General features: G+C 69.8%; 19 protein-coding genes. 13 read left to right on the top strand and 6 right to left on the bottom strand.

What is annotated here, in order from left to right:
* The coding region (locus VB080_RS13315; RefSeq protein ID WP_323418937.1) for a lactonase family protein at nt 1-349 on the top strand (349 nt) is incomplete at its 5' end.
* 364 nt (nt 350-713) lie between these two features.
* On the opposite strand, the gene VB080_RS13320 is transcribed toward VB080_RS13315, so the two are convergent.
* Nucleotides 714-2,267, bottom strand: coding sequence for a helix-turn-helix transcriptional regulator (locus tag VB080_RS13320; RefSeq protein WP_323418938.1), 1,554 nt, complete (start codon nt 2,265-2,267; stop codon nt 714-716).
* Nucleotides 2,268-2,556: 289 nt separating this feature from the next.
* On the opposite strand from VB080_RS13320, the gene VB080_RS13325 reads away from it, so the two are divergent.
* From VB080_RS13325 to VB080_RS13345, 5 genes are all read left to right on the top strand, one after another.
* Nucleotides 2,557-3,150 (top strand): DUF1349 domain-containing protein, encoded by a 594-nt coding sequence (locus VB080_RS13325; RefSeq protein ID WP_323418939.1) that lies wholly within the window; start codon nt 2,557-2,559, stop codon nt 3,148-3,150.
* Nucleotides 3,151-3,548: 398 nt separating this feature from the next.
* Nucleotides 3,549-4,361, top strand: a complete 813-nt coding sequence (locus tag VB080_RS13330) for an ABC transporter ATP-binding protein (protein ID WP_323418940.1) — start codon at nt 3,549-3,551, stop codon at nt 4,359-4,361.
* Complete coding sequence (locus tag VB080_RS13335; protein ID WP_323418941.1) at nt 4,361-5,032, top strand: ABC transporter permease; 672 nt, start codon at nt 4,361-4,363, stop codon at nt 5,030-5,032. The genes VB080_RS13330 and VB080_RS13335 overlap by 1 nt, the downstream gene beginning before the upstream one ends.
* A complete protein-coding gene (locus VB080_RS13340) occupies nt 5,029-5,703 on the top strand; it encodes an ABC transporter permease (protein ID WP_323418942.1) in 675 nt (224 codons plus the stop codon). The genes VB080_RS13335 and VB080_RS13340 overlap by 4 nt, the downstream gene beginning before the upstream one ends.
* 47 nt (nt 5,704-5,750) lie before the next feature.
* Nucleotides 5,751-6,707, top strand: coding sequence for an ABC transporter substrate-binding protein (locus VB080_RS13345; RefSeq protein WP_323418943.1), 957 nt, complete (start codon nt 5,751-5,753; stop codon nt 6,705-6,707).
* A gap of 29 nt (nt 6,708-6,736) precedes the next feature.
* Here VB080_RS13345 and VB080_RS13350 read toward each other — a convergent pair whose 3' ends face one another.
* Entirely contained in the window at nt 6,737-7,240 is a 504-nt protein-coding gene (locus VB080_RS13350) for a universal stress protein (RefSeq protein ID WP_323418944.1), read from the bottom strand.
* 230 nt (nt 7,241-7,470) lie between these two features.
* Between VB080_RS13350 and VB080_RS13355 the strand changes: the two genes are divergently transcribed.
* Nucleotides 7,471-8,781, top strand: a complete 1,311-nt coding sequence (locus VB080_RS13355) for a hypothetical protein (RefSeq protein WP_323418945.1) — start codon at nt 7,471-7,473, stop codon at nt 8,779-8,781.
* Nucleotides 8,782-8,819: 38 nt separating this feature from the next.
* On the opposite strand, the gene VB080_RS13360 is transcribed toward VB080_RS13355, so the two are convergent.
* Complete coding sequence (locus VB080_RS13360; protein ID WP_323418946.1) at nt 8,820-9,371, bottom strand: YceI family protein; 552 nt, start codon at nt 9,369-9,371, stop codon at nt 8,820-8,822.
* A 241-nt stretch (nt 9,372-9,612) separates the two neighbouring features.
* On the opposite strand from VB080_RS13360, the gene VB080_RS13365 reads away from it, so the two are divergent.
* The 3 genes from VB080_RS13365 to VB080_RS13375 all read left to right on the top strand — a co-directional run bounded on the left by VB080_RS13365 (nt 9,613) and on the right by VB080_RS13375 (nt 14,221).
* Complete coding sequence (locus tag VB080_RS13365) at nt 9,613-10,908, top strand: citrate synthase (RefSeq protein ID WP_323418947.1); 1,296 nt, start codon at nt 9,613-9,615, stop codon at nt 10,906-10,908.
* Between the two features lie 251 nt (nt 10,909-11,159).
* Nucleotides 11,160-11,375, top strand: coding sequence for a hypothetical protein (locus VB080_RS13370; RefSeq protein ID WP_323418948.1), 216 nt, complete (start codon nt 11,160-11,162; stop codon nt 11,373-11,375).
* Nucleotides 11,376-11,428: 53 nt separating this feature from the next.
* Nucleotides 11,429-14,221, top strand: coding sequence for a helix-turn-helix transcriptional regulator (locus VB080_RS13375; RefSeq protein ID WP_323418949.1), 2,793 nt, complete (start codon nt 11,429-11,431; stop codon nt 14,219-14,221).
* 71 nt (nt 14,222-14,292) lie between these two features.
* On the opposite strand, the gene VB080_RS13380 is transcribed toward VB080_RS13375, so the two are convergent.
* Entirely contained in the window at nt 14,293-15,954 is a 1,662-nt protein-coding gene (locus tag VB080_RS13380; RefSeq protein WP_323418950.1) for a fumarate hydratase, read from the bottom strand.
* A gap of 270 nt (nt 15,955-16,224) precedes the next feature.
* On the opposite strand from VB080_RS13380, the gene VB080_RS13385 reads away from it, so the two are divergent.
* Nucleotides 16,225-17,148 carry a glycerophosphodiester phosphodiesterase family protein gene (locus VB080_RS13385; RefSeq protein WP_323418951.1) on the top strand — a complete coding sequence of 308 codons (924 nt, stop codon included), beginning with the start codon at nt 16,225-16,227 and terminating at the stop codon, nt 17,146-17,148.
* 193 nt (nt 17,149-17,341) lie between these two features.
* Here VB080_RS13385 and VB080_RS13390 read toward each other — a convergent pair whose 3' ends face one another.
* Entirely contained in the window at nt 17,342-18,433 is a 1,092-nt protein-coding gene (locus VB080_RS13390) for a GNAT family N-acetyltransferase (RefSeq protein ID WP_323418952.1), read from the bottom strand.
* 62 nt (nt 18,434-18,495) lie between these two features.
* A complete protein-coding gene (locus VB080_RS13395; RefSeq protein ID WP_323418953.1) occupies nt 18,496-18,690 on the bottom strand; it encodes a hypothetical protein in 195 nt (64 codons plus the stop codon).
* A gap of 1,191 nt (nt 18,691-19,881) precedes the next feature.
* Here VB080_RS13395 and VB080_RS13400 point away from each other — a divergent pair.
* Both VB080_RS13400 and murJ read left to right on the top strand, forming a co-directional pair.
* The gene (locus VB080_RS13400) at nt 19,882-21,870 is read left to right on the top strand and encodes a hypothetical protein (RefSeq protein ID WP_323418954.1); all 1,989 of its coding nucleotides are present in this window, start codon (nt 19,882-19,884) and stop codon (nt 21,868-21,870) included.
* Complete coding sequence (gene murJ, locus VB080_RS13405) at nt 21,863-25,465, top strand: murein biosynthesis integral membrane protein MurJ (protein WP_323418955.1); 3,603 nt, start codon at nt 21,863-21,865, stop codon at nt 25,463-25,465. The genes VB080_RS13400 and murJ overlap by 8 nt, the downstream gene beginning before the upstream one ends.
* Nucleotides 25,466-25,492: the final 27 nt, after the last annotated feature.

The raw sequence follows: 25,492 nt of genomic DNA on the forward strand, positions 1-25,492 counted from the left end.
CGACAGCTCGTCCACCCTGCCCGCCGGCTGGCCGGCGGCGAACACGGCGGCCGCGCTGGTCTGGAGCCCGCGCGGCGACATCCTCTACGCCAGCAACCGTGGCCACGACTCGGTAGCGGTGTGGCGGTTCGACGCCAGCGCCGGCCGGCTCGACCTGGTCGGGCACAGCCTGGTGGGCAGCAATCCGCGTGATTTCAGCCTGACCCCGGACGGCGACTGGGCGCTGTGCGCGGCCCAGGACGAGGATCGCGCGGTCGTCTATCGCGTCCGTCCCGACGGCCTGCTCTCCGGGGAGGTCGGCAGCCTCGCCTGCGCCGGCGCCGCGCGGGTGGCGGTTCGCACCAACTGACCCACAGTGGGGACTCCCTGTGTCACTGCCCAGCGCACGTCGGCAGCATCGCCGGGCGCGTCATCGGCCGCTCGACCGACCTGCCCTGATGTGGGTCGGAGCCGCCTCGGTCACGAGCCGGGGCCCGGGAACAAGAGGGTAAGAAGCAGGGCGCCCGCTCCGCGGCAGGGCCCGAGATCTCTGATGAAAATCCCCCGCTGCCCACGACAGGCGCGGCCCGGCTGCTCCGGCGGGAACGCCCTGCTTCCACCCCCCTCCCTGGAAGGGATACTACGCAGCGTCGGAACCGTGGAGCCACCGTCTGGGTGCCCGGATTTTCTCACTGGGACGCATCGTCGATCCTGTGCGGAGGTCGTCCTCCGGATCACTCCTGGCCGGCGAGCGCCCGGTACTGGGAGGGTGTCATTCCGGTGTTCTCCTTGAAGAAGCGGGTGGCATTCCCCTGGTGCTCCAGGCCGCACGCGGCGAAGGCCTGCGCGATGCTCCGGTCCGGATTCTTCAGCGCCGCCTTGAGTCGCTCCAGCCGGACCTGGCAGTAGTAGGCATAGGGGGTCGTCCCGGCCTCCTGCCGGAAGAGCCGGCACAGCTGGGAGCTGCTCAGCCCGGCCACCTCGGCGAGGGCGCCGGCGTCGTACCGGTCCCGCCAGTGGTTCTCCAGGTACTCCCGCGCCCTGGCCACCTCGCGCCGTCCGCGATAGATCCGGTTGGTGAAGAAGATGCTCACCACGAACCGCAATCGGCCATCCGGGTCGCGGAGCGAGAAGTTCAGGATGTCGGCGTAGAGCGCTTCGGTGTCGAACGTCGCACTCCCCTTCTGATAGACCTCCCAGAAGGCCTCCAGCGGGATCCGGACGTCCGGCACGAGCCCGGTCTCGCCCGCGAAGGCACGGGTCACGTACTGCCGCAGCCCGTACCGCTGGTTGACCAGCGGGTCGGTGAGCAGGTTGAAGCTGTCGAGGATCCCGGTGTCGTCCGGCACGTTCCACTCCCGCAGCACCGCGCGGTTGATGAACGCCGCCCTGCCGTCCGCGCGGAACACCTGGATCGGGATCGGCAGCAGGTCGACGATCCGAAACAGCCTGTCGTCCTCCTGCCGGTAGTCCGGTGGCTCGCCCGCCGGGCCGGCCCGCGGCGTCGTCAGCTCGGCCAGCCGCCTCCGGTACTCCGAAGGGGTCATGCCGACAGCACGCCGGAAGGCTGTTGCGAGGCCGCTGTTGTAGCCCGCGCCGCAGCGGACGAACGCCTCGCCGATCTGGAGGGCCGGGTCGGCCAGCGCCGTCTTGAGCTGCTCGACCCTGGTGTCCTGGTAGTAGCGGTACGGGGTCTTGCCGAGGTATCTGCCGAACAGCCGCGAGAGATGCGAACGGCTCACCCCGGCCGCGGTCGCCACCGCGTCCAGGTCGAAGGCATCCAGCCAGTGGCTGTCGAGGTACTCCCGCGCCCGGCCGACCGCGGAGTGGAACTGGTAGACGTCCTTGGTCACGAAGAGCACCACCACCCAGGCAAGCGCCCCGTCCGGCTCGCGCAGCGGCAGGGCGGTGATGTCCTGGTAGAGCTCGACCCCACCGGCCGGCGCGCCGTGCCGCTGGTACCGGCTGCGGATCTCCTCCAGCGGAACCCGGACGTTGTGGAGGGACGCCGGCTCGCCGGCAAAAGCCCTCAGCAAGTGCTCCTCGAAGCCCAGCACCGTGGTGAGGAAGGGGTCACTGAGGACATTGAGCCTGCCGACCACCCGGTCGGCGCTGATCCCGAAGACCTCGGTGAAGGCATGGTTCACGAACCGGCTGGTGCCGTCGGCGGCGAACACCTCGATGGGGATGGGGAACCGGTCGAGCACGACGAACAGCTCGTCCTGCCACCCTGGCGTGCCGGGACACGCCATCTCCCCCGTCTGCGGGAGGCAGGGATTTTCGTCCACGCCCGTCCTCCTTCGCCCCGGCAGGGGGCGAAGCCGCCCGCTACCGACTCGACTCAGACCTGTTCTCAGCCTAGCCACCGGTGCCGGGACGGAGGCAGATTCTGCGGCGATTCGTCCAGCTCGGGGCCGGCTGGTCGTGAAGAGCGGCCGGAGCGTCGCCCGGCCACCGGAGGACTGCTGGCTATCATCTGGTCGAACAGTGGGCTGACTGGGACGGACACCGCCCAGTCCTGCCCCCGCCGCGCACCACGGCCGGGCCATCGCGGCCCCGGCCGGGAAGAGAGGGAACGTGACCGCAACCAGTCGGAACCTGGCGTGGGACGAGGGCGTCTGGACCAATCCACCGGCAGCCGTGGTGGCGGACGGCGGCGATCTGCTGGTCACCGCCGAGGAGGGCTCGGACGCCTGGCGCACCACCTCCTACGGGTTCATCCACGACTCCGAGCACGCCCTGCTGGCGGTGTTGCCCGGCGAAGCGGCGGTCGAGGTCAGTTTCACCGCCGACCTCCCCGAGCAGTTCGACCAGGCGGGGGTCTTCCTGCGGGTCTCGCCGTCCACCTGGATCAAGGCGGGCCTGGAGTGCTCCGACGGGGTGTTGCAGCTGGGAGCGGTGGTGACCGCACCGTTCTCCGACTGGTCGGTCGCCCCCGTTCCGGGGTGGAGCGGGCAGCGGGTCACGATCCGGGCCAGCCGCACCGGCGACACGGTCACCGTCCGTGCCCGGACCTCCGACACCGACTTCCGCCTGGTGCGGGTGATCCCGCTGGATCCCGCTGTCACGGTGAGCGCCGGGCCGTTCGTCTGCGCGCCCACCCGCGCAGGGCTGACCGTCCGGTTCGGTTCCTGGGTGGTCGACGAGCCGGACTCCTCGTTGCACCCCTGAACCCACCCGCCCGAAGACAGCCACCCGGGCTCGGCCCACCAGGGGTGGGTGAGGTGTTTCCACGTCCCTGTCAAGGCGACGGTTCCCGGGAAGCGTTGGTGGGGGTTGCGCGTGGAGGCAGTTGCGCGTCGCCGTCGGCGCGTCTGTTCGGTTGGTGCGGCAAACCGGGCTGGTGATCGCTGACGGCACTCCCGGTGCCCCAGCGCACGGCCCTGGCGCTGGATTGATCGCATACACCCGGGCCTGCCTCGACCGCGCTGTCGGCGGCCGGGCCAGATCTCGCACACCCTGACCAGGCGGGTCGGCCCGGGAACCCGGGCCGGTCCGGTGCCGGTGAATCGTTCCTGGAACGGGCGCCGTCAGCGGGTCTGGTTAGGGTGGTGCCCAGGAGGTCACGCATGATCGAGTTCCGCAACGTCGGCAAGACCTACCCCGACGGCACCATCGCCGTGGGTGACTTCTCGCTGGTCGCACCCAGCGGGAAGACCACCGTCCTGGTCGGCAGCAGCGGCTCGGGCAAGACCACCCTGATGCGGATGGTGAACCGGATGGTGACCCCCACCTCGGGCTCGGTCTGGATCGACGACCTCGACGTCGCCACCGTCGAACCGGTGGCGCTGCGCCGCCGGATCGGCTACGTCATGCAGGAGGCCGGCCTGCTCCCGCACCGCCGGGTGATCGACAACATCGCCACCGTCCCGCTGCTCAACGGGGTGAAGCGCGCGCAGGCGCACGCCCAGGCCCTGGAGTTGATGGAGCTGGTCGGCCTCGACCAGGCGATGGCCAGACGCTATCCGCGTCAGCTCTCCGGCGGGCAGCAGCAGCGGGTCGGGGTGGCCCGGGCGCTCGCCTCCGACCCGAACATCCTGCTGATGGACGAACCCTTCGGCGCGGTCGACCCGATCGTGAGGGCCGAACTGCAGACCGAGCTGCTGCGGCTGCAGCGCGAACTGCACAAGACCATCCTGTTCGTCACCCACGACATCTCCGAGGCGCTGCTGCTCGGCGACCAACTCGTCATCCTGCGGGCGGGAGCGGTCACTGCCCAGGTCGGCAGCGCACTCGAGATCGTCTCCAACCCGGCCGACGACTTCGTGGCCGACTTCGTCGGGCTGACCGGCGAGCGCCGGCTGCAGCTGCGCCGGGTGGACGGGGTGGACATCGTGGTGGACGGCGCCGGACGGCCGCTCGGGCAGGTGGCACCGTCCTGATGAGCTGGGTGCTGGCCAACCTCGGCCTGATCGCCGACCGCGCCTGGTCCCATCTGGGGCTGGCGGTACCGGCGATCGCCGCCAGCTTCCTGATCGCCCTGCCGATCGGCTGGCTGGCGCAGCGGTTCCGGTGGTCGCGGACGACCCTGCTGGCCGCCACCGGCCTGCTCTACGCCATTCCCTCGCTGCCACTGTTCGTTCTGCTGCCCGGCCTGCTGGGGACGGCGGTCCGCGACCGGCTGAACGTGGTGGCCGCACTCACCCTCTACGGGGTGGCGCTGATGGCCCGCTCGGTGGCCGACGCCCTGGCGGCCGTCGATTCCGGCGCCACCCAGGCGGCAACCGCCGTCGGCTACGACCGCTGGCGGCGGTTCTGGCAGGTGGAGCTCCCACTGGCCGGGCCAGTGCTGCTGGCGGGGCTCCGGGTAGTGGCGGTCAGCACGATCAGCCTGGTGACGGTGAGCGCGGTGCTCGGCGTCCCCAGCCTCGGGCTGCTGTTCACCGACGGCTTCCAGCGCGGCATCATCGCCGAGGTGCTGGCCGGGATCGTCGCCACCGTGCTGCTCGCGCTGGTGGTGGACGGCCTGCTCGTCCTGGCTGGACGGCTGGCGATGCCGTGGACGCGTGCCCTGCCGCGCCGCCAGACGGTGCTCCCGGAGGCGGCGACATGAATCCCTTCGCCGATGCCCTCGCCTGGCTCAGCGATCCGGCCCGCGCCCACGGCCCGGACGGCATCTGGACCAGGCTGGGCGAACACCTGGCCTACAGCGTGGTGGCGGTGACGATCGCCGCCGTGCTGGCGGTCCCGCTGGGCTGGCTGGTCGGGCACTTCCGGCGTGGCCGCGGCTTCGTGGTGGCCACCTCGGGGGCGGCCCGGGCGCTGCCCACTCTCGGCGTGCTCACCCTCGCCGCACTCGCCCTCGGCATCGGGCTGGTCGCACCCCTGGTCGCCCTGGTGATACTGGCCTTCCCGTCCGTCCTGGCCGGGGCCTACGCCGGGGTCGAGGCGATCAACCCGAAGGTCACCGATGCCGCCCGGGGGATGGGCTTCTCCGGCTGGCAGGTGCTGGGGCTGGTCGAGATCCCGCTGGGGCTCCCGCTGCTGATCGGCGGCCTGCGCTCGGCCGTGCTGCAGGTGGTCGCCACCGCTACCCTGGCCGCCTACACCGGGGCCGGTGGGCTGGGCAGATTCCTCTTCCTGGGGCTGAAGACGCAGGACTACACCCAGATGCTCGCCGCCGCCTTGCTGGTGGTGGCGCTGGCCGTCGTCCTCGACCTGGTCTTCGAGGTGGCCGAGCAGCTGGCCAGGCGGGCTGTCGGCGCTGTCGGAGCCGCCGCATAAGCTGGCCGAAGCCGAGCCTTCACGGGCACCCCGACCGAAAGGCAGTCATGAATACCGTCACCCGTCAGCTCACCCGGCCGCTGGGTCGCGCCGGTCTGGCCGCGGCAGCGGCAGCTTTCGTCCTCACCGGCTGTGCGACGCAGCAGCCGTTCGGCGAGTCCACCACGTCCGGCAGTCCGTCGGCCTCCGGTGGCTCGCCGTCCACCACCCTGGTGGTCGGCTCCCAGCAGTACTACTCCAACGAGATCATCGCCGAGCTCTACGCCCAGGCGCTGGAGGCGGCCGGCTACACCGTCGACCGGCAGTACCAGATCGGGCAGCGCGAGATCTACTTGCCCGAGGTCGAGGCCGGCACGATCGACGTCATGCCGGAGTACTCCGGCAACCTGCTGCAGTACTACGACCGCCAGACCAAGGCCACCTCGCCGGACGACGTGCTCGCCGCGCTCGACACCGTCCTGCCCAGCGGCCTACGCCATCTGAACGCCGCGCAGGCCACCGACCAGGACTCCTACAACGTCACCAAGGAACTGGCCGACACCTACGGGCTGGTCTCCCTGGCCGATCTCACGAAAGTGCCCGCGCCGGTGAAGGTGGCCGCCAACTCCGAGTTCGCCACCCGTCCCTACGGCCCGCAGGGGATGAAGGCGAGCTACGGCGTGGACATCACCGTCGTCCCGGTGGAGGATTCCGGCGGTCCGCTGACCGTCAAGGCGCTGGTGGACGGCACGGTGCAGGCGGCCGACATCTACTCCGCCGATCCCTCGATCGCTGCCAACAACCTGGTCACCCTCACCGACCCGAAGAGCCTGATCCTGCCGCAGAACGTGGTGCCGATCGTCTCCGCGAAGGTGGACGAGAAGGCAGCCCAGGCGATCGACGCGGTCAGTGCCAAGCTGACCCCCGCCGAGCTGATCGGCCTCAACGCGCGCAGCGTCAACGAGCAGGCGTCGTCTGCCACCATCGCCACCGACTGGCTCAAGCAGCAGGGCCTGGCCGGCTGACCCTGCGGCGGATTCCGCTACGGCCCGACTCAGCCCTCGTCCGGCTCGATCGCGGTATCGAGCTTCAACTGACGCGGCGGTGCCTGGTCGCCCCCGCGACGGCGGGTGACCAGCACGTCGCACTGCGCGTGCTCGACCACCTGGTCGGAGACCGAGCCGAGCAGCAGCCCGGCGAAACCGCCCTGCCCGCGAGTGCCGACCACCAGCAGCCGCGCACCGCGGCTGGCCTTGACGAGCTCGCGTCCGGCGGCACCGTGCGGGGTGAGGTACTCCACTTTCACCCCCGGATGATCGGCCAGCCGTGCTGCCACCTGGGTCGTGAGCTGCTCCAGCACCGCCTCGGCGAAGTCCTCGACCGGGGGCACATAGCCGGGTGCCCAGGATCGCGGCCGGGGCGCGTTGCTGATCGTCCACGCCCGTACCACGATCAGTGACTCGTCGAGCTTCTCTGCCAGCCAGAGCGCCTTGCGCAGGGCCTCGTCCGCAAAGTCCGATCCGTCGTAACCGACGACAATGGGTCCTGACTGTTCCATGACACGACCCTAACCGTCATCGGGGGCGGCCGGCAGTCCACCGTGTTGCCGATGACGACCCGTTTTCCACGCCCCTGAGCGGACCATCCCGAGTGCGGTCGGTCCCCGGTCCCGTCCGGAATGTCCGAATTGTCCCGGACCATCGGGCGGGAGCCCGAGCGGCACTAAACTTGGAGGCATCCCCCGAGCGCCAGGAGCCGGACGTGAAAGGTCCACGCCGAACCCTCATCGTGGGAGCTGCAGGCCGCGACTTCCACACCTTCAACACGATCTTCCGCCAGGATGCCGATCACCGTGTGGTCGGTTTCACCTCCCGGGAGTACTGCGTGGACGACAGCGGCACCTATCCGGCCACGCTGGCCGGTCCGCTCTACCCGGACGGAGTGCCGATCCTGCCTGAGGTGGCGCTGGAGGAGCTGATCGTCCACCTCCGGGTTGACGACGTCGTCTTCGCCTACACCGAGACCCGGCAGGAGGAGGTCGGTCAGCTGGCTTCGCGGGTGCTCGCCGCGGGCGCGGACTTCCGGATGATCGCCCCCGCGCGCCTGATGCTGCCAACCAGCCGTCCGGTGATCGCGGTCTCCGCCGCGCGGGCCGGCGCGGGCAAGTCGCCGACCGCGAGCTATCTCGCCGAACTGCTGCTCCGCGACGGCTGGCGGGTGGCGGTGGTACGTCATCCGCGACAGCACCACCCGTTCGACAACACCTACCCGGTTGATCATCTGTCCACAACCACACAGAAGACCGACGCCCCGGTGTGCCGTGACGAGGTGTCTCCCGCCGGCTCCGACCCGGTGCCGGTGTTCTCCGGTGTCGACTACCAGGCGGTGCTGACCGCCGCGGAGGCCGAGGCGGATGTCCTGATCTGGGACGGTTCCGGCTCAGATCCGCCCTTTCTGCGGCCACGGCTGCACCTGGTGCTGGTCGACCCGCTGCGCGCCGACGGTGCGGTGGAGTACTTCCCCGGCGAGGTCTGCCTGCGGCTGGCCGACGCGATCCTCATCAACAAGTGCGACACCGTCCCGGCCGACCGGATCAGCTCCCTGGTCGAGGCCCTCGGACAGATCAATCCGGCCGCGCAGGTGTTCACTGCCGATTCTCCGGTGACGGTGGACGGCGCGGAGCTGCTGACCGGACGGACGGTGGTGATTCTCGAGGAGGGCGACTCGCTGCGCCTGGACTCGATCCGGCCCGGGGCTGGCACCGAGGCCGCTCGGCGAAGTGGCGTGGCGGCCATCATCAACCCCAAGCCGTACGCCACCGGATCGCTGGCACGGTTCTACCGGCGCAACCCGGCTGCCCAGGTGCTGCCCGTGCTCGGGGACACCCCTGATGACCTGGCCGAACTCGGCCAGGCGCTGGCGGCCGTCCCGAGCGAGGCGATCATCGACGCGAGCCGACGCGACCTCAGCGATCTCCTGCCGGACCGGCCGGTGGCGCGGGCGTTCTACTCGCTACGCCCGCATGACCCGGACGGACTGGCAGCCCTCGCCCGGCAGGCCGTCCGGCACCGGTTCGCCTCCGCTGACCGCATCCGCTGAGACGACGACCAGCGGTGCCAGGGCGTCCGTATGGGCGATCAGGCCTGCTTGACCGCGGCGATCTCGAACTCGAGGGTCACCTTCTCGCTGACCAGCACACCGCCGGTCTCGATGGCCACGTTCCAGGTGAGATCCCAGTCCTTGCGATTCACCACTACCGACCCTTCGAAACCGATCCGCTGACCGCCCCACGGATCGCCGTTCTCGCCCAGGTAGGTGAACGGGACGGTTACCGGCTTCGTGACACCCTTGATGGTCAGGTCACCCGTCACCTCAACGGTCTCCGGATCGGTGATCGCGAAGCCGGTGGCGACGAACGTGATGGTCGGGTACTTCTCCACGTCGAAGAAGTCGGCGCTGCGCAAGTGCTCGTCGCGGCCGTCACTGCGGGTGTCGATGCTCGCGGTCTTGATCTCCACGCTCAGCGAGGAGGCGGACGGGTTGGCACCGTCGATGGTGGCAGTGCCGGTGACGTCGTTGAACTGGCCACGCACCTTGGTGACGACGGCGTGGCGGGCGATGAAGCCCACCTGCGAGTGGGCGGCGTCCAGGGTGTAGCTGCCCTTCAGTTCGGCAAGGGTTGCGCTCACGTCGATCGGGTTCCTCTCGGGTCAAATCCTGATGATTGAAATCTCAACGAAACCTAGGGTAGGAGCAGGTTGTTTAGTTGTCAACTATTCGGTTCCGAACGATCTGTGGGGTAGTTTGGGGACGTCACCGTGCGTCCGCCGGGTCGCGGGCGCCTCTCCAGGCCCGTGAAAGCGCATGTATGGTGGCCCCCAGACCGCCCCGCCAGGACGCCGGGGTCGGCGGTTTCAGTGGAGGATTGAAATGACGAATGCGGTCTTCAACCACGACGAGGTGACGTGCGAACTCCCGCTGGTCAAGGCAACCCAGGGCAGCAACGGGTACGACATCGGCAAGCTGCTCTCGGCCACGGGCGACACCACGCTGGACGTGGGCTTCGGCAGTACCGCGTCCTGCCAGTCGGCGATCACCTTCATCGACGGGGACGCCGGCATCCTGCGCTATCGCGGCTACCCGATCGAGCAACTCGCCGAGCAGTCGACCTTCCTGGAGACCTCCTACCTGGTGCTGTACGGCGAACTGCCGACCGCTGCCCAGTTGAAGGAGTTCTCCGACAACATCGCCTCCTACCACCTGATCGACGAGCGGCTGCGCGAGCTGTTCCGCTCGTTCCCCAGGCGCTCGCACCCGATGCCCGTCCTCGCCGCCGGCATCAACGCACTGTCGACATTCACCGGCTCGGCCCGCACCGGCAAGGTGCTCTCCCCCGAGCAGGAACTTCTCGACGACACCTACCGCCTGCTCGGGCAGGTTCCGACCCTGGCGGCCTACGGCTACAAGAGCTCGGTGGGCCAGCCCTTCCTCTACGCCGACTCCTCGCTGAGCTATGTGGAGAACTTCCTGCGGATGTCATTCGGGCTGCCGACCGGCCCGTACCCCTTCGATGACGACGTCACCCGTGCGCTCGACGTCCTGCTGATCCTGCACGCCGACCACGAGCAGAACTGCTCGACCTCGACCGTCCGGATGGTCGGTTCCTCCGGGGCCAATATCTATGTCTCGGTGGCGGCCGGCGTGAGCGCCCTGTCGGGCCCGCTGCACGGCGGCGCCAACCAGGCGGTGCTGGAGATGCTCAAGGGCATCCGGGACGAGGGCGGCGACGTCCAGACCTACGTCCGCAAGGTGAAGGACAAGAAGGACACCACCAAGCTGATGGGCTTCGGCCACCGGATCTACAAGAACTACGACCCGCGCGCGGCGATCGTGAAGAAGCACGCCGACGCCATCCTGAAGCGGATGACCGGGCACAACGAGCTGCTCGACATCGCGATGGCGCTGGAGGAGGCGGCGCTGTCCGATCCCTACTTCCAGGAGCGCAAGCTCTACCCGAACGTCGACTTCTACACCGGCCTGATCTACGAGGCCATGGGCTTCCCGCAGAACATGTTCACCGTCCTGTTCGCTCTCGGCCGGCTGCCCGGCTGGATTGCCCACTGGAGCGAGCAGTTCCGCGACCCGGCCACCAAGATCAACCGTCCGCGCCAGGTCTACATCGGCGAGACCGAGCGGCCCTTCGTCCCGATCGACCAGCGCGGCTGAGCACAGCCGGCACAGCCAGCCGGCCGGCTGTGCGTCAGGCAGCAACCGTCCCCACCGAACCACGACCCCGGCACAAACCGGGCAGTAGAGGCCACTCGCGTGGATTATCCACGCGACCCCCCGAAATCACCCGGTTTGCGTCTGACTGACGTAGGGACGGCGGGTCTGAGGTACCTCAGGGCGCCGGGCCTCAGGCAAGTTCGGGTGATCGTCTGATGTCCGGCGGGCTGCCTTAGCCAGATGCTGTAGACATGAGCACCGCTGAGATCCTCTTCTCCGGCGAATCCAGCCGGGCACGTCACGAAGACCTGCTCCGCGAGGCCGCCGAGAACCGGTTGGCCCGGCAGATTCGGGGCACCGAAGAGTCGGCTGTGCCCTGGTGGCAAGGGCTGGCCGGCACGGTGCGGTGGACGACGCACCACCCGGCCACCCGGCGCCTCCCGCGGCTGCAGATCACCCATCCCTGACCGGAGCACCCGGCTCGCGCCGGGAACCTCCCGGGCGTGGCACGATGTGGGGTATGCCGTTGGTTCCACCGAGGGTGCCTTTCGTCGGCCGCGCCGTTGAACTCGCCGAGTTGCGTGCCGCCTGGCAACGCGTCCTCAGCGGTGAGCCGTGGCTGGCGCTGGTCGGCGGTGAGGCCGGCATCGGCAAGAGTTCCCTGGTCCGCGCCTTCGCCGACGAACTGCCCCCGGACGCGGTGCAACTGACCGGGCTGTGCCTGCGGATCGGCAATCTTCCGATGCCCTACGCGCCGATCTCCGCCGTCCTCCAGCAGATCGCCGGGCGGTTCGGGCTGGAGGCGTTGCGTGCCTGGGCCGGGGCCGGCACCGCCGCACTCAGCCACGTCCTGCCCGACCTGGCCGACCGCCCCACCTCCGGCGAGCCGGAGCGGCTGGCGCTGTTCGACGCCCTCGCCGCCGTGCTCGAGGATGCTGCCAGACAGGCGCCGGTGCTGCTCGTGCTGGAGGATCTGCACGCCGGCGACCAGACCAGCTGGCACCTGCTGCAGTTCCTGCAGGCAGTGCTGCGGGACTCCCGGCTGCTGCTGGTCGCCACCTACCGCACCGACGCCCTGCCGACCCGGCACCCGCTGCGTCCGGTGCTCGCCGAGCTCAGCCGCCGTCCGGGGGTCGGACGGCTCGACCTGCAGTCGATGCCACCCGAAGAGCTGACCGAGCTCATCCACAGCGTGCTGCCGTCCGCCGGTCCCACCCTGGTCGCCAGACTGGTCGAACGCAGCGACGGCGTCCCCTACTTCGCCGAGGAACTGGCCCGCGGTGCTCGGGAGGGACGCGAACTCCCCGCCACCCTCGCCGACGCCCTGATGGCCAGGGTCTATGCCCTGTCCGAGGCCGCCGGCGAACTGCTGCGGCTGGCCTGCGGAGTCGGACTGAACGTCTCCCAGGAGATCCTCGAAGCACTCTCCGACCTGCCACCCCGGGAACTGGACACCGCCCTGCGCGAGGCGGTGGACGCCGGCCTGCTGGTACCCACCGAGACCGGCTACGCCTTCCGGCACGGCCTGTTGCGCGAGGTGATCCACGACCGGTTGCTGCCCGGCGAACACACCCGGCTGCACTCCCGCGTGGCCGACGCGCTCGCCGCCCACCCCGGTGCCGGAGGCGGGGACGCCGAGCTGGCCCGCCACCTGTTCTCCGCCAACCGGCTGCCCGAGGGGTTCGCCGCCTGCCGCCGGGTCCTGGACGGCCCCAGCCACGCCCCGCTCACCCGGCTCCGCCTGCTGGAGAACGCCCTGGAGGTCTGGGATCGCGACCCCGCGGCCGCCGCCGTCCTGGGCAGCCGGGGCGAGGTGCTGTACGCCGCTGCTGCCGCCGCCCGCAACGGCGGCGAGGAGGGACGCGCCCTGCCGCTGATCGAGGCCTCGCTGAAGGAGGAGGACCTCGACCCGCTGGACCGGGCCGGCCGGCTGGTCATCCTGTCCCGGGTGCGATACCGGGTGCTCGGCCAGGATCCGCTGCCGATCCTCACCGAAGCCCTGGCTCTCACCCCGTCCGACCCGCCCACGGCCGAGCGCGCCGACGTCCTGGACCACATCAGCGCCCAACTCATGCTGGACGGACGACTGGCCGAGAGCCTCGCCGCCGCAGAGGAGGGACTGGCGATAGCTCGCGCCGTCGACGCCACCGCGGCCGAGTCCAGTCTGCTGAACACCATCGGCTGCGTGGTGGCCTCCCTCGGCGAGGACGAACGCGGGCTGGCGCTGCTGGAACAGGCCGGCGAGCTGTCGTCTGGACGCTCGCGCACCCGGTGGCGGGTGAACTACAGCAACCACCTGCACCTGGCCGGACGGTTCCGTGAGGCCGCCGAAACCGCCCTGGCCGGCGTGGACGACGCCCGCGATCTCGGCGTCGAGCGGTCGCGCGGGGTGATGATGGCCAGCAACGCGGCCGAGAGCCTGCTCGCGCTCGGCGAGCTCGATGAGGCGGTCGCCCTGGCGCGTCCGGCCCTGGCGCTCAACCCGCGAGCGGACGAGCGGATGGACCTGCGACTGCTGCTGGCCGAGGTGGCGCTGGTTCGCGGGGAGCTGGAGTCCGCCGAGACAGTGCTCGCCGACTATGCCCCGGTCTTCACCGCCGAGCACGCGGAGCCCCAGGACCGGCTGCGGCTCGGCCGCAATCTGGTGCAGCTGGCGCTCGCCCGGGAGCGCGCAGACCTGGCGTGGCAGTACAGCCGGACGGTGCTGGCGATGTCTGGTCAGGAGCACCCCGCGCTCACCTGGCAGGCACTCTGCCTGGCGGCCCGGGCGCTGCGGCTGGGCGGCGGTGACCGTGAGCAGGACGGCGCGTGGTTGCGGGAGCGGGCGTCCAGGCTGGCGCCGGCGGTGACCACCGAGCGGTGGCGGGCGCTGTTCGAAGCCGAGTTGGACGACACCACCGAGGCCTGGCGACAGGCGGCCGACGCCTTCGCCGCTGGCCCGATGAGCCTTCGACTCGACATCCTGATCGAGCTCGGACGCCACCTGGCCGGCGACGGCGCGTCTGCCGCCGAGGTCCTGAGCCAGGCGCGGACGCTCGCCGTCCGCCTGCAGGCCGAGTCACGACTTCCGGTGGTCAGGAGGCTGCAGCGCCGGGCAGGAGGACGCGGTGGCGGCAGCGCGCTCGCCGGCCTGACCGCTCGCGAGCGCGAGGTGCTCGGCCTGCTGATGGAGGGTGCCAGCAACGGCGAGATCGCTCAGAAGCTGTTCGTCTCGACCAAGACCGTGAGCGTGCACGTCTCGAACATCCTGGCCAAGCTCGGCGTCAGCAGTCGGGGTGCCGCCGCTGCGAAGGCCCGCCGCGAAGGCTGGTAAGCCGCTCCCGTCCCAACTCCTCGTGAGTCGACCCACTGCAGGTCGAGCGCGAAACCTCCGGCCCAGGTCGGCTACCGGCCGGTGAGGTGCAGCAGGGTCGGCCGGGCAACCTCAGCGAAGAAGTCGTTGCCCTTGTCGTCGACCACGATGAAGGCCGGGAAGTCGACCACGTCGATCTTCCAGATCGCCTCCATGCCAAGCTCGGGGTACTCCAGCAGTTCGACGTTCTTGATGCAGTCCTGGGCCAGCCGGGCGGCCGGGCCGCCGATCGAGCCCAGGTAGAAGCCGCCGTGGTCGGCGCAGGCGTCGGTGACTGCCTTCGACCGGTTGCCCTTGGCGACCATGATCATCGAGCCGCCCTCGGCCTGGAAACGATCGACGTAGGAGTCCATCCGTCCCGCGGTGGTCGGCCCGAACGACCCGGACGGCATCCCCGCCGGGGTTTTGGCCGGCCCGGCGTAGTAGACCGGGTGGTCCTTCAGGTACTGCGGCATCGGCTCGCCGGCGTCCAGCCGCTCGCGGATCTTGGCGTGCGCGATGTCGCGGGCGACGACCAGGGTGCCGGTGAGCGAGAGCCGGGTCTTCACCGGGTACTGGCCCAGTTCGGCCAGCACCTCCGGCATCGGACGCCGCAGGTCGATCGCCACCACGTCCCCGCCCTCGAGGTGCTCGTCGGTGGTGTCGGGCAGATAGCGGGCGGGTTCGCGCTCGAGTTGCTCGATGAACACCCCGTCCGGGGTGATCTTGCCCAGGCACTGCCGGTCGGCCGAGCAGGAGACCGAGATCGCCACCGGCAGTGAGGCGCCGTGCCGCGGCAGCCGCACCACCCGGACGTCATGGCAGAAGTATTTGCCGCCGAACTGGGCACCGATGCCGAATTCCCTGGTCAGCTGCAACACCTGGGCCTCCAGCTCCAGGTCGCGGAAGCCGTGGGCGCTCGGCGAGCCGGAGGTGGGCAGCCCGTCCAGGTATTTCGCCGAGGCGTACTTGGCGGTCTTCAGCGCGTACTCGGCCGAGGTGCCGCCGATCACGATCGCCAGGTGGTACGGCGGGCAGGCGGCCGTCCCGAGCGAGCGGATCTTCTCCTCCAGGAAGGTCATCATCGAGGCCGGGTTCAAGATGGCCTTGGTCTCCTGGTAGAGGTAGCTCTTGTTGGCCGAACCACCACCCTTGGCCATGAACAGGAACTTGTAGCTGGTCTCGTGGCCGGCAGCGGTGTCGGCATAGAGCTCGATCTGGGCGGGCAGGTTGCTGCCGGTGTTCTTCTCCTCCCACATGGTCAGCGGGGCGTTCATCGAGTAGCGCAGGTTCAGCTTGGTGTAGGCGTCGTAGACACCCTTGCTGAGCGGCAGTTCGTCGGTGCCGGCGGTGAGCACCTGCTGGCCGCGCTTGCCCATGATGATCGCGGTACCGGTGTCCTGGCACATCGGCAGGATGCCGCCGGCGGCGATATTGGCATTCTTCATCAGGTCGAGAGCGACGAACTTGTCGTTCGGGCTGGCCTCAGGGTCGTCCAGGATGGTGCGCAGCTGGGCAAGGTGGGCCGGACGCAGGTAGTGCGCGATGTCGTGCATGGCGGTCTCGGCGAGCAGTTCCAGCGCCTCGGGGGCGACGTTGAGGAAGCGCAGTCCGTCCGGGCCGTCCAGCACCTCGACGCCCTCGGTGGTGAGCAGCCGGTAGGAGGTGGCGTCCTCGCCGGTCGGCAGCATGTCTTCGTAGGCGAACTCCGCCATCGTCACTCCTCACAGGAAATCGGGACGGTCCCGGACCGGGGAACCGTCCCCTGGGTGGCGATGATCCGGCCACCGCACCGGCCCGGCAGAAATCCTTCCATGGACGCCGCGCGCCCGTGGGCGAACTGCAAAACCGGGCGATCGTCCGTGGTCTGGACGGCTGGGTGCAGGGATTTGCAGCGCAACCACGGCGCGCTCTGGGCCGTGGGTATGGTGGAATCGTCCACTGCTGGCTGTCGGGGCGGCGGTGAGGTCCACAAGGAGGTGGCGATGTTCGGGCAGGCGCAGTTCGCGGCCGAGAACCGTCTGGTGAACGAGGTCCTCGCGCGGGTGGGGACGATGATCGTCTCCCATCGCGGCGTCGGCTATGCCAGCCTCGCGGAGAACTCGGCGCTCGCGGTGCGGGCGGCAGTGCTGTCCGGGTCGGACATGGTCGAGCTCGATGTGACGTCGTCCCGCGATGGCGAGTTCTTCGGCTTCCACGACGGCTACGAACTCGAACTGCTCGGCTTCGAGAAGAACCTGCAGACCCTCACTGCCGGCGAGGTCGACAAGGCCTCCCATGTCTGGATCGACCGGCCGGGCCGTCAGGCCAGGGTCGAGCGGCTGCTGCCACTGCTGGAGTCGTTCCGCGGCAGCGGGGTGCTGCTGCAGCTGGACCGCTCCTGGTGGCGCTGGCCGCAGCTGCTGCGGGCGGCGGCAACCCTGAAGATGTCCGACCAACTGGTGATGAAGTGCCCGGCCTGGGAGGAGGCGGCCCTCGAACGGCTGCGCGAGTTTCCCACGAAGTACCCGCTCATCCCGATCTGTTCCAGCCCTGACGATGTCTATCGGACAGTGGGCGACCCCCAGCTGAACACCGTCGGGGTCGAACTGATCACCACCACCGAACGCAGCCCCTGGTTCTGCGATTCGGTGATCGAGGAGTTCCACGACCTGGGTGTGTTCAGCCTAGTCAGCACGGTGACCCTGACCACCGGGGTGCCGCTGTTCGGTGGTCTGGACGACGAATTGGCGGTCGCGGACTCCCCCGACACGGCCTGGGGCCCGATCTTCGAGCTCGGCATCGACGCGATCCAGACCGACTGGCCCTGGCTGCTCCGCGACTACCGCGAACTCCGCCGCGCGATGACCAAGCCGCTCCTGGACGAGGATCTCGCCACACCCGACGCCGGGGCGACAGGTCGGTCCTGAGCCGGCCCGCTGCAGCTCGTCGCGGTTCTCTGGGCTCTGTCGCAATCCCGCACCTCGATGGTCTCCCCAGCCCAAACTCGACAGTCTCGAAGCATCGAGAGGCAGGATCGCGACACAGCACTCGCGGCGGCAGGACTCGACGCCGGTCAGGGGTGGGAGACCGGAACCGTCCGCCCCACCCCGCGAACCTGCGTCAGTCGGCCAGCACCTTCTTCCAGGCACCCTCATAGGAGAGCGGGACGAACCCCATCGCCTCGTTGATGTCGAGCATCGGACGGTTCTCCTCGGCGTTGTAGGTGAGTACCCGCGGGGAGTCGGGCATCAGCCGATGCCAGGCGATCAGGTTCGCGCACTTCACGAGCATTCCCAGGCTGTGGCCACGATGCTCCTTCAGCACCAACGTGCACTCCTGGTGAGTCACCCGGGTGGTGTCGGTGCCGATGACGAGTTCGGTGAAGGCGCACAGGTCGCCGGTTCCGCGGTGCTGGGCGGCGGTGACGAGCATGGTCCGCCTGCCGTCCAGTACCTGCCGGTCGTGGACGGCGAGACGCTCGGCATCCCAGATCTCCTCGTCCCACTCCATGCCGCCGGCCGGGGCGTCGGTGCTCATCCGGGAGAGCATCCACGCGTAGCCGTCGACATACTCCGGCGGGGTGGGCAATTGCCAGCTGACCAGGCGGTAGTCGGCCGACGCCGGCGTCGCCTGTGCGAGCAGTGCCTCCAGCCGGCCCGTCCCGGCGGACAGGTCGAGGATCGAGCACCGCTCGATCTGCTCCAGGGCGTAACCGTGCTTGCGGGCGAAGCGCGCGGCCCGGTCATCGGCCGGGATGCTGCCGAAACCGGTGGGCGGGACGAGCTGTTCACCGGGTCCGTCGTGATGCTCTACCCAGGACTGCAGGACGGTGCGGCCGTGCTCGCGCGCGGTGCGCTCGACCAGTTGCTGGGCCTGGGAGCCGATGCCTCGGCCCTGGACCTCGCGGAGCAGTTCGACCTGGCAGAAGGCGATCCGCGAACCCGTCTCGAGCGGCAGGTCGACGCCGGCACGGCCGACGACTTTCTGGTCCACCTCCACCACCCACCACAGGCTCTCCTGATAGGGGTTGGGCTGGTGGAAGGCGAGCACGGCGGCGGGCGCCAGGTAGTGGTCGTCGTGTCCGGACACCTCGCGGAGTATCCGGTTGCGGACGTCAACCATGGCCAGGAAGTCGGACGCATCGGCGTCATCCAGGGTCGCAGGGACGATGAGTGGCCGGAGGGCGATCCGGCTGCTGGTCGTGATGGTCACAGGGCTACTGCTTTCTCGTTGGGCTCGCGTGGCCACCGGAGGTCCGGGGCCACGCGAGCCGGTCAGCGAAGGGAGATGTGGTGCTGGAAACGTCCTCGTTCGGCCTCCCGGAAGAGAGCGGTCGAGGACTCCTGGGGCACCGGCAGGAAGGTGTACAGGATGCGACGGGCCGGGCCGGGGCGTGTTGCCACCGGCTCGGACGTGGACGGTTCCGGGCCGACGATGATGGCGCGGCTGCGGGTGATGGGCGTTGTCATGGTTGGTTTCCACCTGGTTCTGGCATGTTCTGGTTCGGTGAGGGGCACTGCTGTGCCGCGGTGCACGGACTGCCGCGCGCGTGGGCCGGCGACGGAAATGGCGGCCTGGGGCGGGAGTGGAGCGGGCCGGATCGCGTCGGGCGCGAGCTGTGGGGCCACGGTCATGGACATGGAATTTCCTCTTTCTGGAAGGGGTGATGAGCTGTGCCGGGGCAGCGAACTCCCCGGTCAGGACGCACGAAAGCGTCGTGGTGATGAACGGTCTTTCAGGCTGCTGAGAGGTCAGTCGCCCGGCTGCGGACAGACTTCTCCCCTGAAGAACTCAGCTAAACGCGAGCGCGCCGAAACGGAAGACGCCGGCCGCCGGGCGCTGTGCGGCGAACCGCACCATGTCAACGTAGATAACCATCTTCGACGGCCTCCTTCCTGGTCCTCGGCGATGAACAGCGTTTCAGGCTATGCCCGAGACCAGTTGATGTCAACCTGTCCGGACAAGCCCTTCGGCGGACGCCGGACGGCCCCCGAGCCGCTGGTCATCCTTTGGTCATCCTCTGGCCCTCAGACGGGGCCCTGGTTCTGTCTTCCCGCCCCCCCCGAGGAACAAACTGTGACTGACCTTCTGTCCTCAGAGCTGCGATCACACCTTGCGAGGGAAGCAGGAGAGCGCGCCGGGGCAACCCAAAAGCGCCGGGCAACCCAAACCGGAACACTCCCCACTACGAGCCGCAACCACCGCCGAGGGACAAGCTGTGACAGAGATCCCGTCCTCAGAGCTGCGATCACACCTTGCGGAGAAAGCAGGAGAGCGCGCCGGCGCAATCCAAACCGGAACCCGCCCCTACCATGAGCGCAAAGCCTCGACCGAGGGACAAGCTGTGACAAAGATCCCGTCCTCGGATACGTGATCACAGCTTGCGGAGGAAACCGGCGAGCGCGCCGGGCGACCCAAACGCGCCGGGCAACCCAAACGCGCCGGGCAACCCAAACCGGAACCCGCCCCACTACGAGCCGCAACCACCGCCGAGGGACAAGCTGTGACAAAGATCCCGTCCTCGGGGCTGCGATCACAGCTTGCGGGGGAAGCAGGCGAGCGCGCCGAGAGCGACCCCTTTGGAACCGTCCCAGCTATGAGTCGGGGGGACGGGGCGCGCCCGGGAGGTGCTGGGTGCGCCTCGCCCGTACGATGGAGCGGTGAGACGAGGACGGACCGTGTGGCTGCGCCGCGCCGCCGTGTCCTTGCTCGGGATGGTCCTGGTGGGCGGCTGGCCGGCCGCGATCACGCCGGCGGCGGCCGCCCCGGCGTCGGTCACCGTCGAGATCACCTCGGTCAGCGTCACCGGCAACCTGCCCACTGACGAGGTCGAGGTGCACGGACGGGTGTCCAATCCCACCGGTGCGCCGGTGTACGGCCTGTGGATGGCGCTGTGGCGCTCCCGCGACCCGATCGACAGCCTGCAGACCCTGCGTCAGGTGACCGGCGTGGCACCGCCCGCCGGGGTCATCCTGCCCGACGGGGCCGACGCCTATCGCACGATCACCGAGCAGACCCAGGCCTTCCCCGCGGGGGCCGAGGCCGACTTCATGCTTCGCGCCCCGCTGTCGGCGCTGGGCTTCGACGCCACCGGCGCGGCCTACCTGGTGGGCGCCCGCGCTCTGGGAACCACCACCGGCGCCGGGAACCGCGGCAACCTCGGCGAGGGCCGGACGGTGATCGCCCTGCCGGGCGACCAGCCGGTCCCGATCACCCGGGTGGTGGAACTCGCCGCCCCGCCAACCAAGCTGACCGACAACACCTTCCTCAACGAGGATCTCCTCGGCCAGCTGAAGGGACGGCTGAACACCCTGCTCAATGCCGCAGCCACCCCGGGCAACTCGTGGCTGGTCGACCCCGCACTGCTCGACGAGCTCACCGACATGGCCGACGGCTACCAGGTCCACAGCGGCAGCGGGCTGACCGCCGGCACCGGCTCCCAGGCCGCCGCCGACTGGCTGCGAAGGTTCAACCAACTCGACCGCCACAACGGCGCCCGCAGCCTGTTCGCCAATCCCGACATCACCGGCGCCCTGGCCGCTCGAGACGACCGGGTGCTGACCCGGGCACTCACCGCTGACTCTGCTGTCCCGCTGGTCGACGACCTCCCGCTGGTGGTACTGCCCACCGGTGGCAGCTACTCCACCGAACTGGGCAGCTACCTCGCCGATGCGCCGGTCACCGCCGTCCTCGCCACCAACGTGGCCGACTCCGGCGCCTGGCAGTCGCTGGACGGGGTGCAACTCCTGGCTGCCTCCACCAATCTCGGCTCGAGTGATTCCACCACCCTGCAGCGCCGGCAGTATCTCGAGGCTGCAACCGTGATCACCGGCGCCGCCGGACAGCTACGACTGCTCCGCGAGCCTGCCGACCTGGCCGCCGACACCACCATGACGACCGCCTGGATGGTCCCCCGCCCGCTCTCCTCCCTGCTGGCGACTGCCCCGAGCACCACCGAAGCGGAACTCATCCCGGCCGCACCGCCCGTCCTCGATGCCGGCTACTTCGACCGGCTCGGCGACCTCGACCAGTATTTCGCCGCCTACGGCGAACTGGTTCCGGAGTCCACCCTGACCAGCGAGGCGGACGCCGCGCTGACCCGGGCAGCCGCCGCGGCGTGGATCGGCGACGAGGCCGGCGGCCACCGCCTGGTGGACGCCATCGAAGACCTCGTCGGCCCCCGGACGCTGGCCAAGGCGGTCAGCTTCAGCGCCTCACCGCGGTTCGTGATGTCCTCGCGCAGCAACGAGTTCCCGGTGACGTTGACCAACAACCTCGACGAGATCATCGAAGTGAAGGTGGTGTTCACCTCGGAGAGCCCACAGCGGCTCACCGTGCCGCCCAGCGCGCTGGTCCAGATCGCACCCGGCCAGAGCGAGACGGTGAACATCCGGCCGGAGGCCAACGGCAACGGCATCGTCCGGGCATGGGCCCACGCGGTCACCGAATCGGGAAGCAGGGTGACCCCCGACACGCCCATCACCATCGAGATCACCGACCTCGGCTTCATAGGCTGGGTGCTGGTGGTGGCCTCGGCGGCCGTGCTGGCCTTGTCCACCGCGCTCCGGATCCGCCAGGTCCGCAGGAAGAACGCTGCCGCCGCCCCACCGCAGGCGGCAGCAGCCGACACGGAGGTACTGGATGGCTGAGGCGACCGGTGGAGGACAGCGGCTGCTGAACGCCACTGCCGTGATGGCCTCCGGGACGATGGTCTCGCGGGTGCTCGGCTTCGTGCGGACCATGATGATCGCCTTCGTCCTCGGCAACGGCTCGGTCCGGGTCGAGGTCTTCACCTTTGCGATGACCGTCCCCAACTCGCTCTACATGCTGCTGGCCGGCGGCACCCTGAACAACGTCCTGGTCCCGCAGATCGTCCGTGCCGTGGTGCACGACCAGGACAAGGGCAAGGCGTTCATCGACCGGATCATGACCGCCTTCCTGCTGGCGCTCGGCGTGCTGACCGTCCTGCTCACCGTCGCCGTCCCGTGGGTGATGAGCCTCTACACCACCGACATCTGGCGTTCGACCGCCATGGCCGAACACTGGCAGACCCTGCTGCTGATGAGCTACATCACCATGCCGCAGCTGTTCTTCTACGGGGTCTTCTTCCTGCTCGGCCAGGTGCTCAACGCCCGCAACGTCTTCGGGCCGATGATGTGGGCGCCGATCGCCAACAACGTGGTGTCGATTGGCGTCTTCGGCGCCTACATCGCGGTCTGGGGGACGAACGCCGCCAAGGGAGCGACCTTCACCACCCAGCAGATCCTGCTGCTCGGCATCGGGTCCACCCTCGGGATCCTGATCCAGACCCTGGTGCTGCTGCCCTACCTGAAGAAGGCTGGCATCAGCTACCGTCCACGTTTCGACCTGAAGGGGACGGGACTGGGCCGCACCTTCAACGTGGCCAAGTGGATGATCGGCTATGTGGCGCTGACCTCCCTGGCGCAGATCGTGGTGAGCCGGCTGGCGTCCACCGCTGCTCCGTCCGGGGCCGCGGGCGGCGGCGGCTTCGCCGCCTACCAGAACGCCTATCTGATCTGGATCCTGCCGCACTCCCTGCTGACCGTCTCGCTGGCCACGGCCATGCTCCCGGCGGCCTCCCGTGCCGCCGTGGCTGGCGACCGGGCGGGGGTCACCACCGAGGTCAGCCGGGCGGCACGGCTGGCGTCCACCTTCCTGGTGCCGGGCAGCCTCGGCCTGCTGGCCCTGGCCAACCCGATCACCTCGTTGATCTGGGGTCACGGCTCGGGCGAGGCCGATTACCACTTCGTCGCCTGGGCCCTGATGGCCTTCGCCCTCGGCCTGGTGCCGTACACCATCCAGTACCTCTACCTGCGCGCCTTCTACGCCCTTGATGACACCAAGACCCCGTTCCTGCTGCAGATCGGCATCTCGGGCGCCAACGCCCTGCTCGCGGTCGCGTTCGTGCTGCCCTTCGACGATCCGTCCACCGTGGCTGCCCGGCTCGCCGGTTCGTACGCGCTGTCCTACCTGCTCGGCGTGTGGCTCACCCACCGTGCCCTGGCCAGACGCATCCCCGATCTGCCGGGCCGCCAGACCCTGCAGCACCTGGCCCGGCTCGGCCTCGCCTCGCTGCCGGCGATCGGACTGGCCTGGCTGGTGGCCTGGGCAGTCGGACGCCTCGGCGGCACGCTGTTCACCCTGCTCGGGCTGGTGCTGGCGATCGCCGTGGCCGTCGCCGTGTTCTTCTTCGCCGCCCGGCGGCTCGGCATCCCCGAGGCCGCCGAACTGCTCGGTGTGCTGCGCCGCGGCAAGGGTTCGGCAGCCGACCCGGCGCTCGCCGCCGAGGAGGTGATGGAGGCCCCCGGGCTGATCGAGGAACTGCTCACCGACCCCGCCAGCGCCGCGCCGTGGACGGAGTTCGCCCCGTCGGCCGGTGAGCAGTCATCGGCCGCCCCAGCACCGGACGCGAGCCCCACGACCCCCGCCGACAGCTCCCCGGAGCTGGCCGCACCGGCCGAGGAGATCAACGCCAACCCGGACGGCGAGGGTGTCTTCGTCCCGGTGGTCGCACCGCAGCCGCCGGAGTCGCTGCTGGAGTTCCCCGAACCCGGCGAGCAGGAGTCCGACGACGAGCCCACCAACCTGGTCGACGTCGGACGGATGCTCGCCGGCCGCTACCAGCTTGCCGAACTGCTGGCCTCCCGGGACGGCCAGCGCACCTGGCGCGCCGAGGACACCGTGCTCGCCCGCAATGTGCTGATCCACGTCCTGGCTGAGGGCGATCCGCGCAGCGAGCAGGTGCTCGCTCTGGCCCGCCGCGCCGCGCTGGCCACCGACTCCCGCTTCCTGCGGGTGCTGGACGTGGTCGAGGCGGTCACCGGCGAGCACGGGGTCTACATCGTCTACGAGTACGCCCCCGGCCAGACCCTGCAGCGGGTACTGGAGGACGGCCCGCTGACCGGCGCGGAGACCGCCTGGATCGTCCGCGAGGTCTCCGACGCCCTCACCCTGCTGCACGCTGACGGGCTCTACCACCGGCACATCAGTCCGGCCACCGTCCTGATCACCTCCAGCGGCAATGTGAAGATCATCGGCCTGCTGGTGGACGAGGCGCTGACCGACCTTCCGATCACGCCGGACGACGGGCAGGCTGCGGACGTCGAGGCGCTCGGGAAGCTGCTCTACGCCTGCCTGGTCGCCCGCTGGCCGGACGGCGCCCGCTACGGCCTGGCGGCCGCCCCGGTCACCGACGGACGGCTGGCGCTGCCCAGCCAGGTGCGCAGCGGCGTGGCACACCCGGTGGACGTCGTGGTCGACCGGATCCTGTCGCCGCTGCCGCGGCAGGGGGCGTCCCGGCTGGCCACCGCCGCCGACATCACCACCGAACTCTCCCTCGTGCTGGGGCCGAGCAGCGCCGCAGCCGATCTGCGGCTCCGGCTCGGCCACCCGGGCACCGGGTCACTGCCGGCGGTCTCGGTGGTGGCACCTCCCGTCCCGACCCCGGCGAGCCCGCGCTTCGAGGTCAGCCAGCAGGTACCGGACGAGTTCAGCGAGGAGGTGCCCGAGGGCTACGTCCCGCCCGAGCACACCCCACCGCCGTTCACCCCGGTGCCGCCGCCCGCCTCAGCCGACTCGCCGCCCCCGCCGGACCGGGTCTGGCCACCCCGGATCACACCCGCCAGGGTTCTCCTCGGCCTGGCGATCATCGCGGTCGCGATCGGGCTGCTGGTCTACCTGGCCGGCAACCGGTCGCAGCCGGCGGCCGTCCCGGCACCCACGTCACCGACTCCTGCCGCAACCACGCCGGCCGTCCCACTGGCGGTGCTGCAGGTGCGTGATTTCGACCCGAAGAAGGACGGCGGCTCCGGCCAGGAGAACCGCAAGCAGGTGGGGCTGGCCGTCGACAACGACCCGGCCACCGCCTGGACCACCGAACGCTACAAGACCAAGCCGACCTTCGGCGGCCTGAAACCGGGCGTCGGGCTGGTGCTCGACTTCGGCAAGTCGGTCTCCGCCCGCTCGGTGTGGCTCACCCTCGGTGAGGGCGCGACGTCGCTGGAGGTGCGCGTCCCGGCCGCCGACCTCGCTGCCGCCAAGCCTCCGATGAGCTCGGAGAAGCAGTGGCGCACGGTGGCCAGCCTCCCCCACGCCACGGGAAGCTTCGGCCTGGAGTTCGAGCCGGTCGACACCCGCTATCTGCTGCTCTACATCACTGAACTTCCGGCGGTGGACGACACCCACTACCAAGCGGCGATCGTCGACCTGCAGGCGCGATCGTGAACCCGCTGGAAACCGGCAGAGGGAGTC

The sequence above is a fragment of the Propionicimonas sp. genome (assembly GCF_034927565.1).
GTDB lineage: Bacteria > Actinomycetota > Actinomycetes > Propionibacteriales > Propionibacteriaceae > Propionicimonas.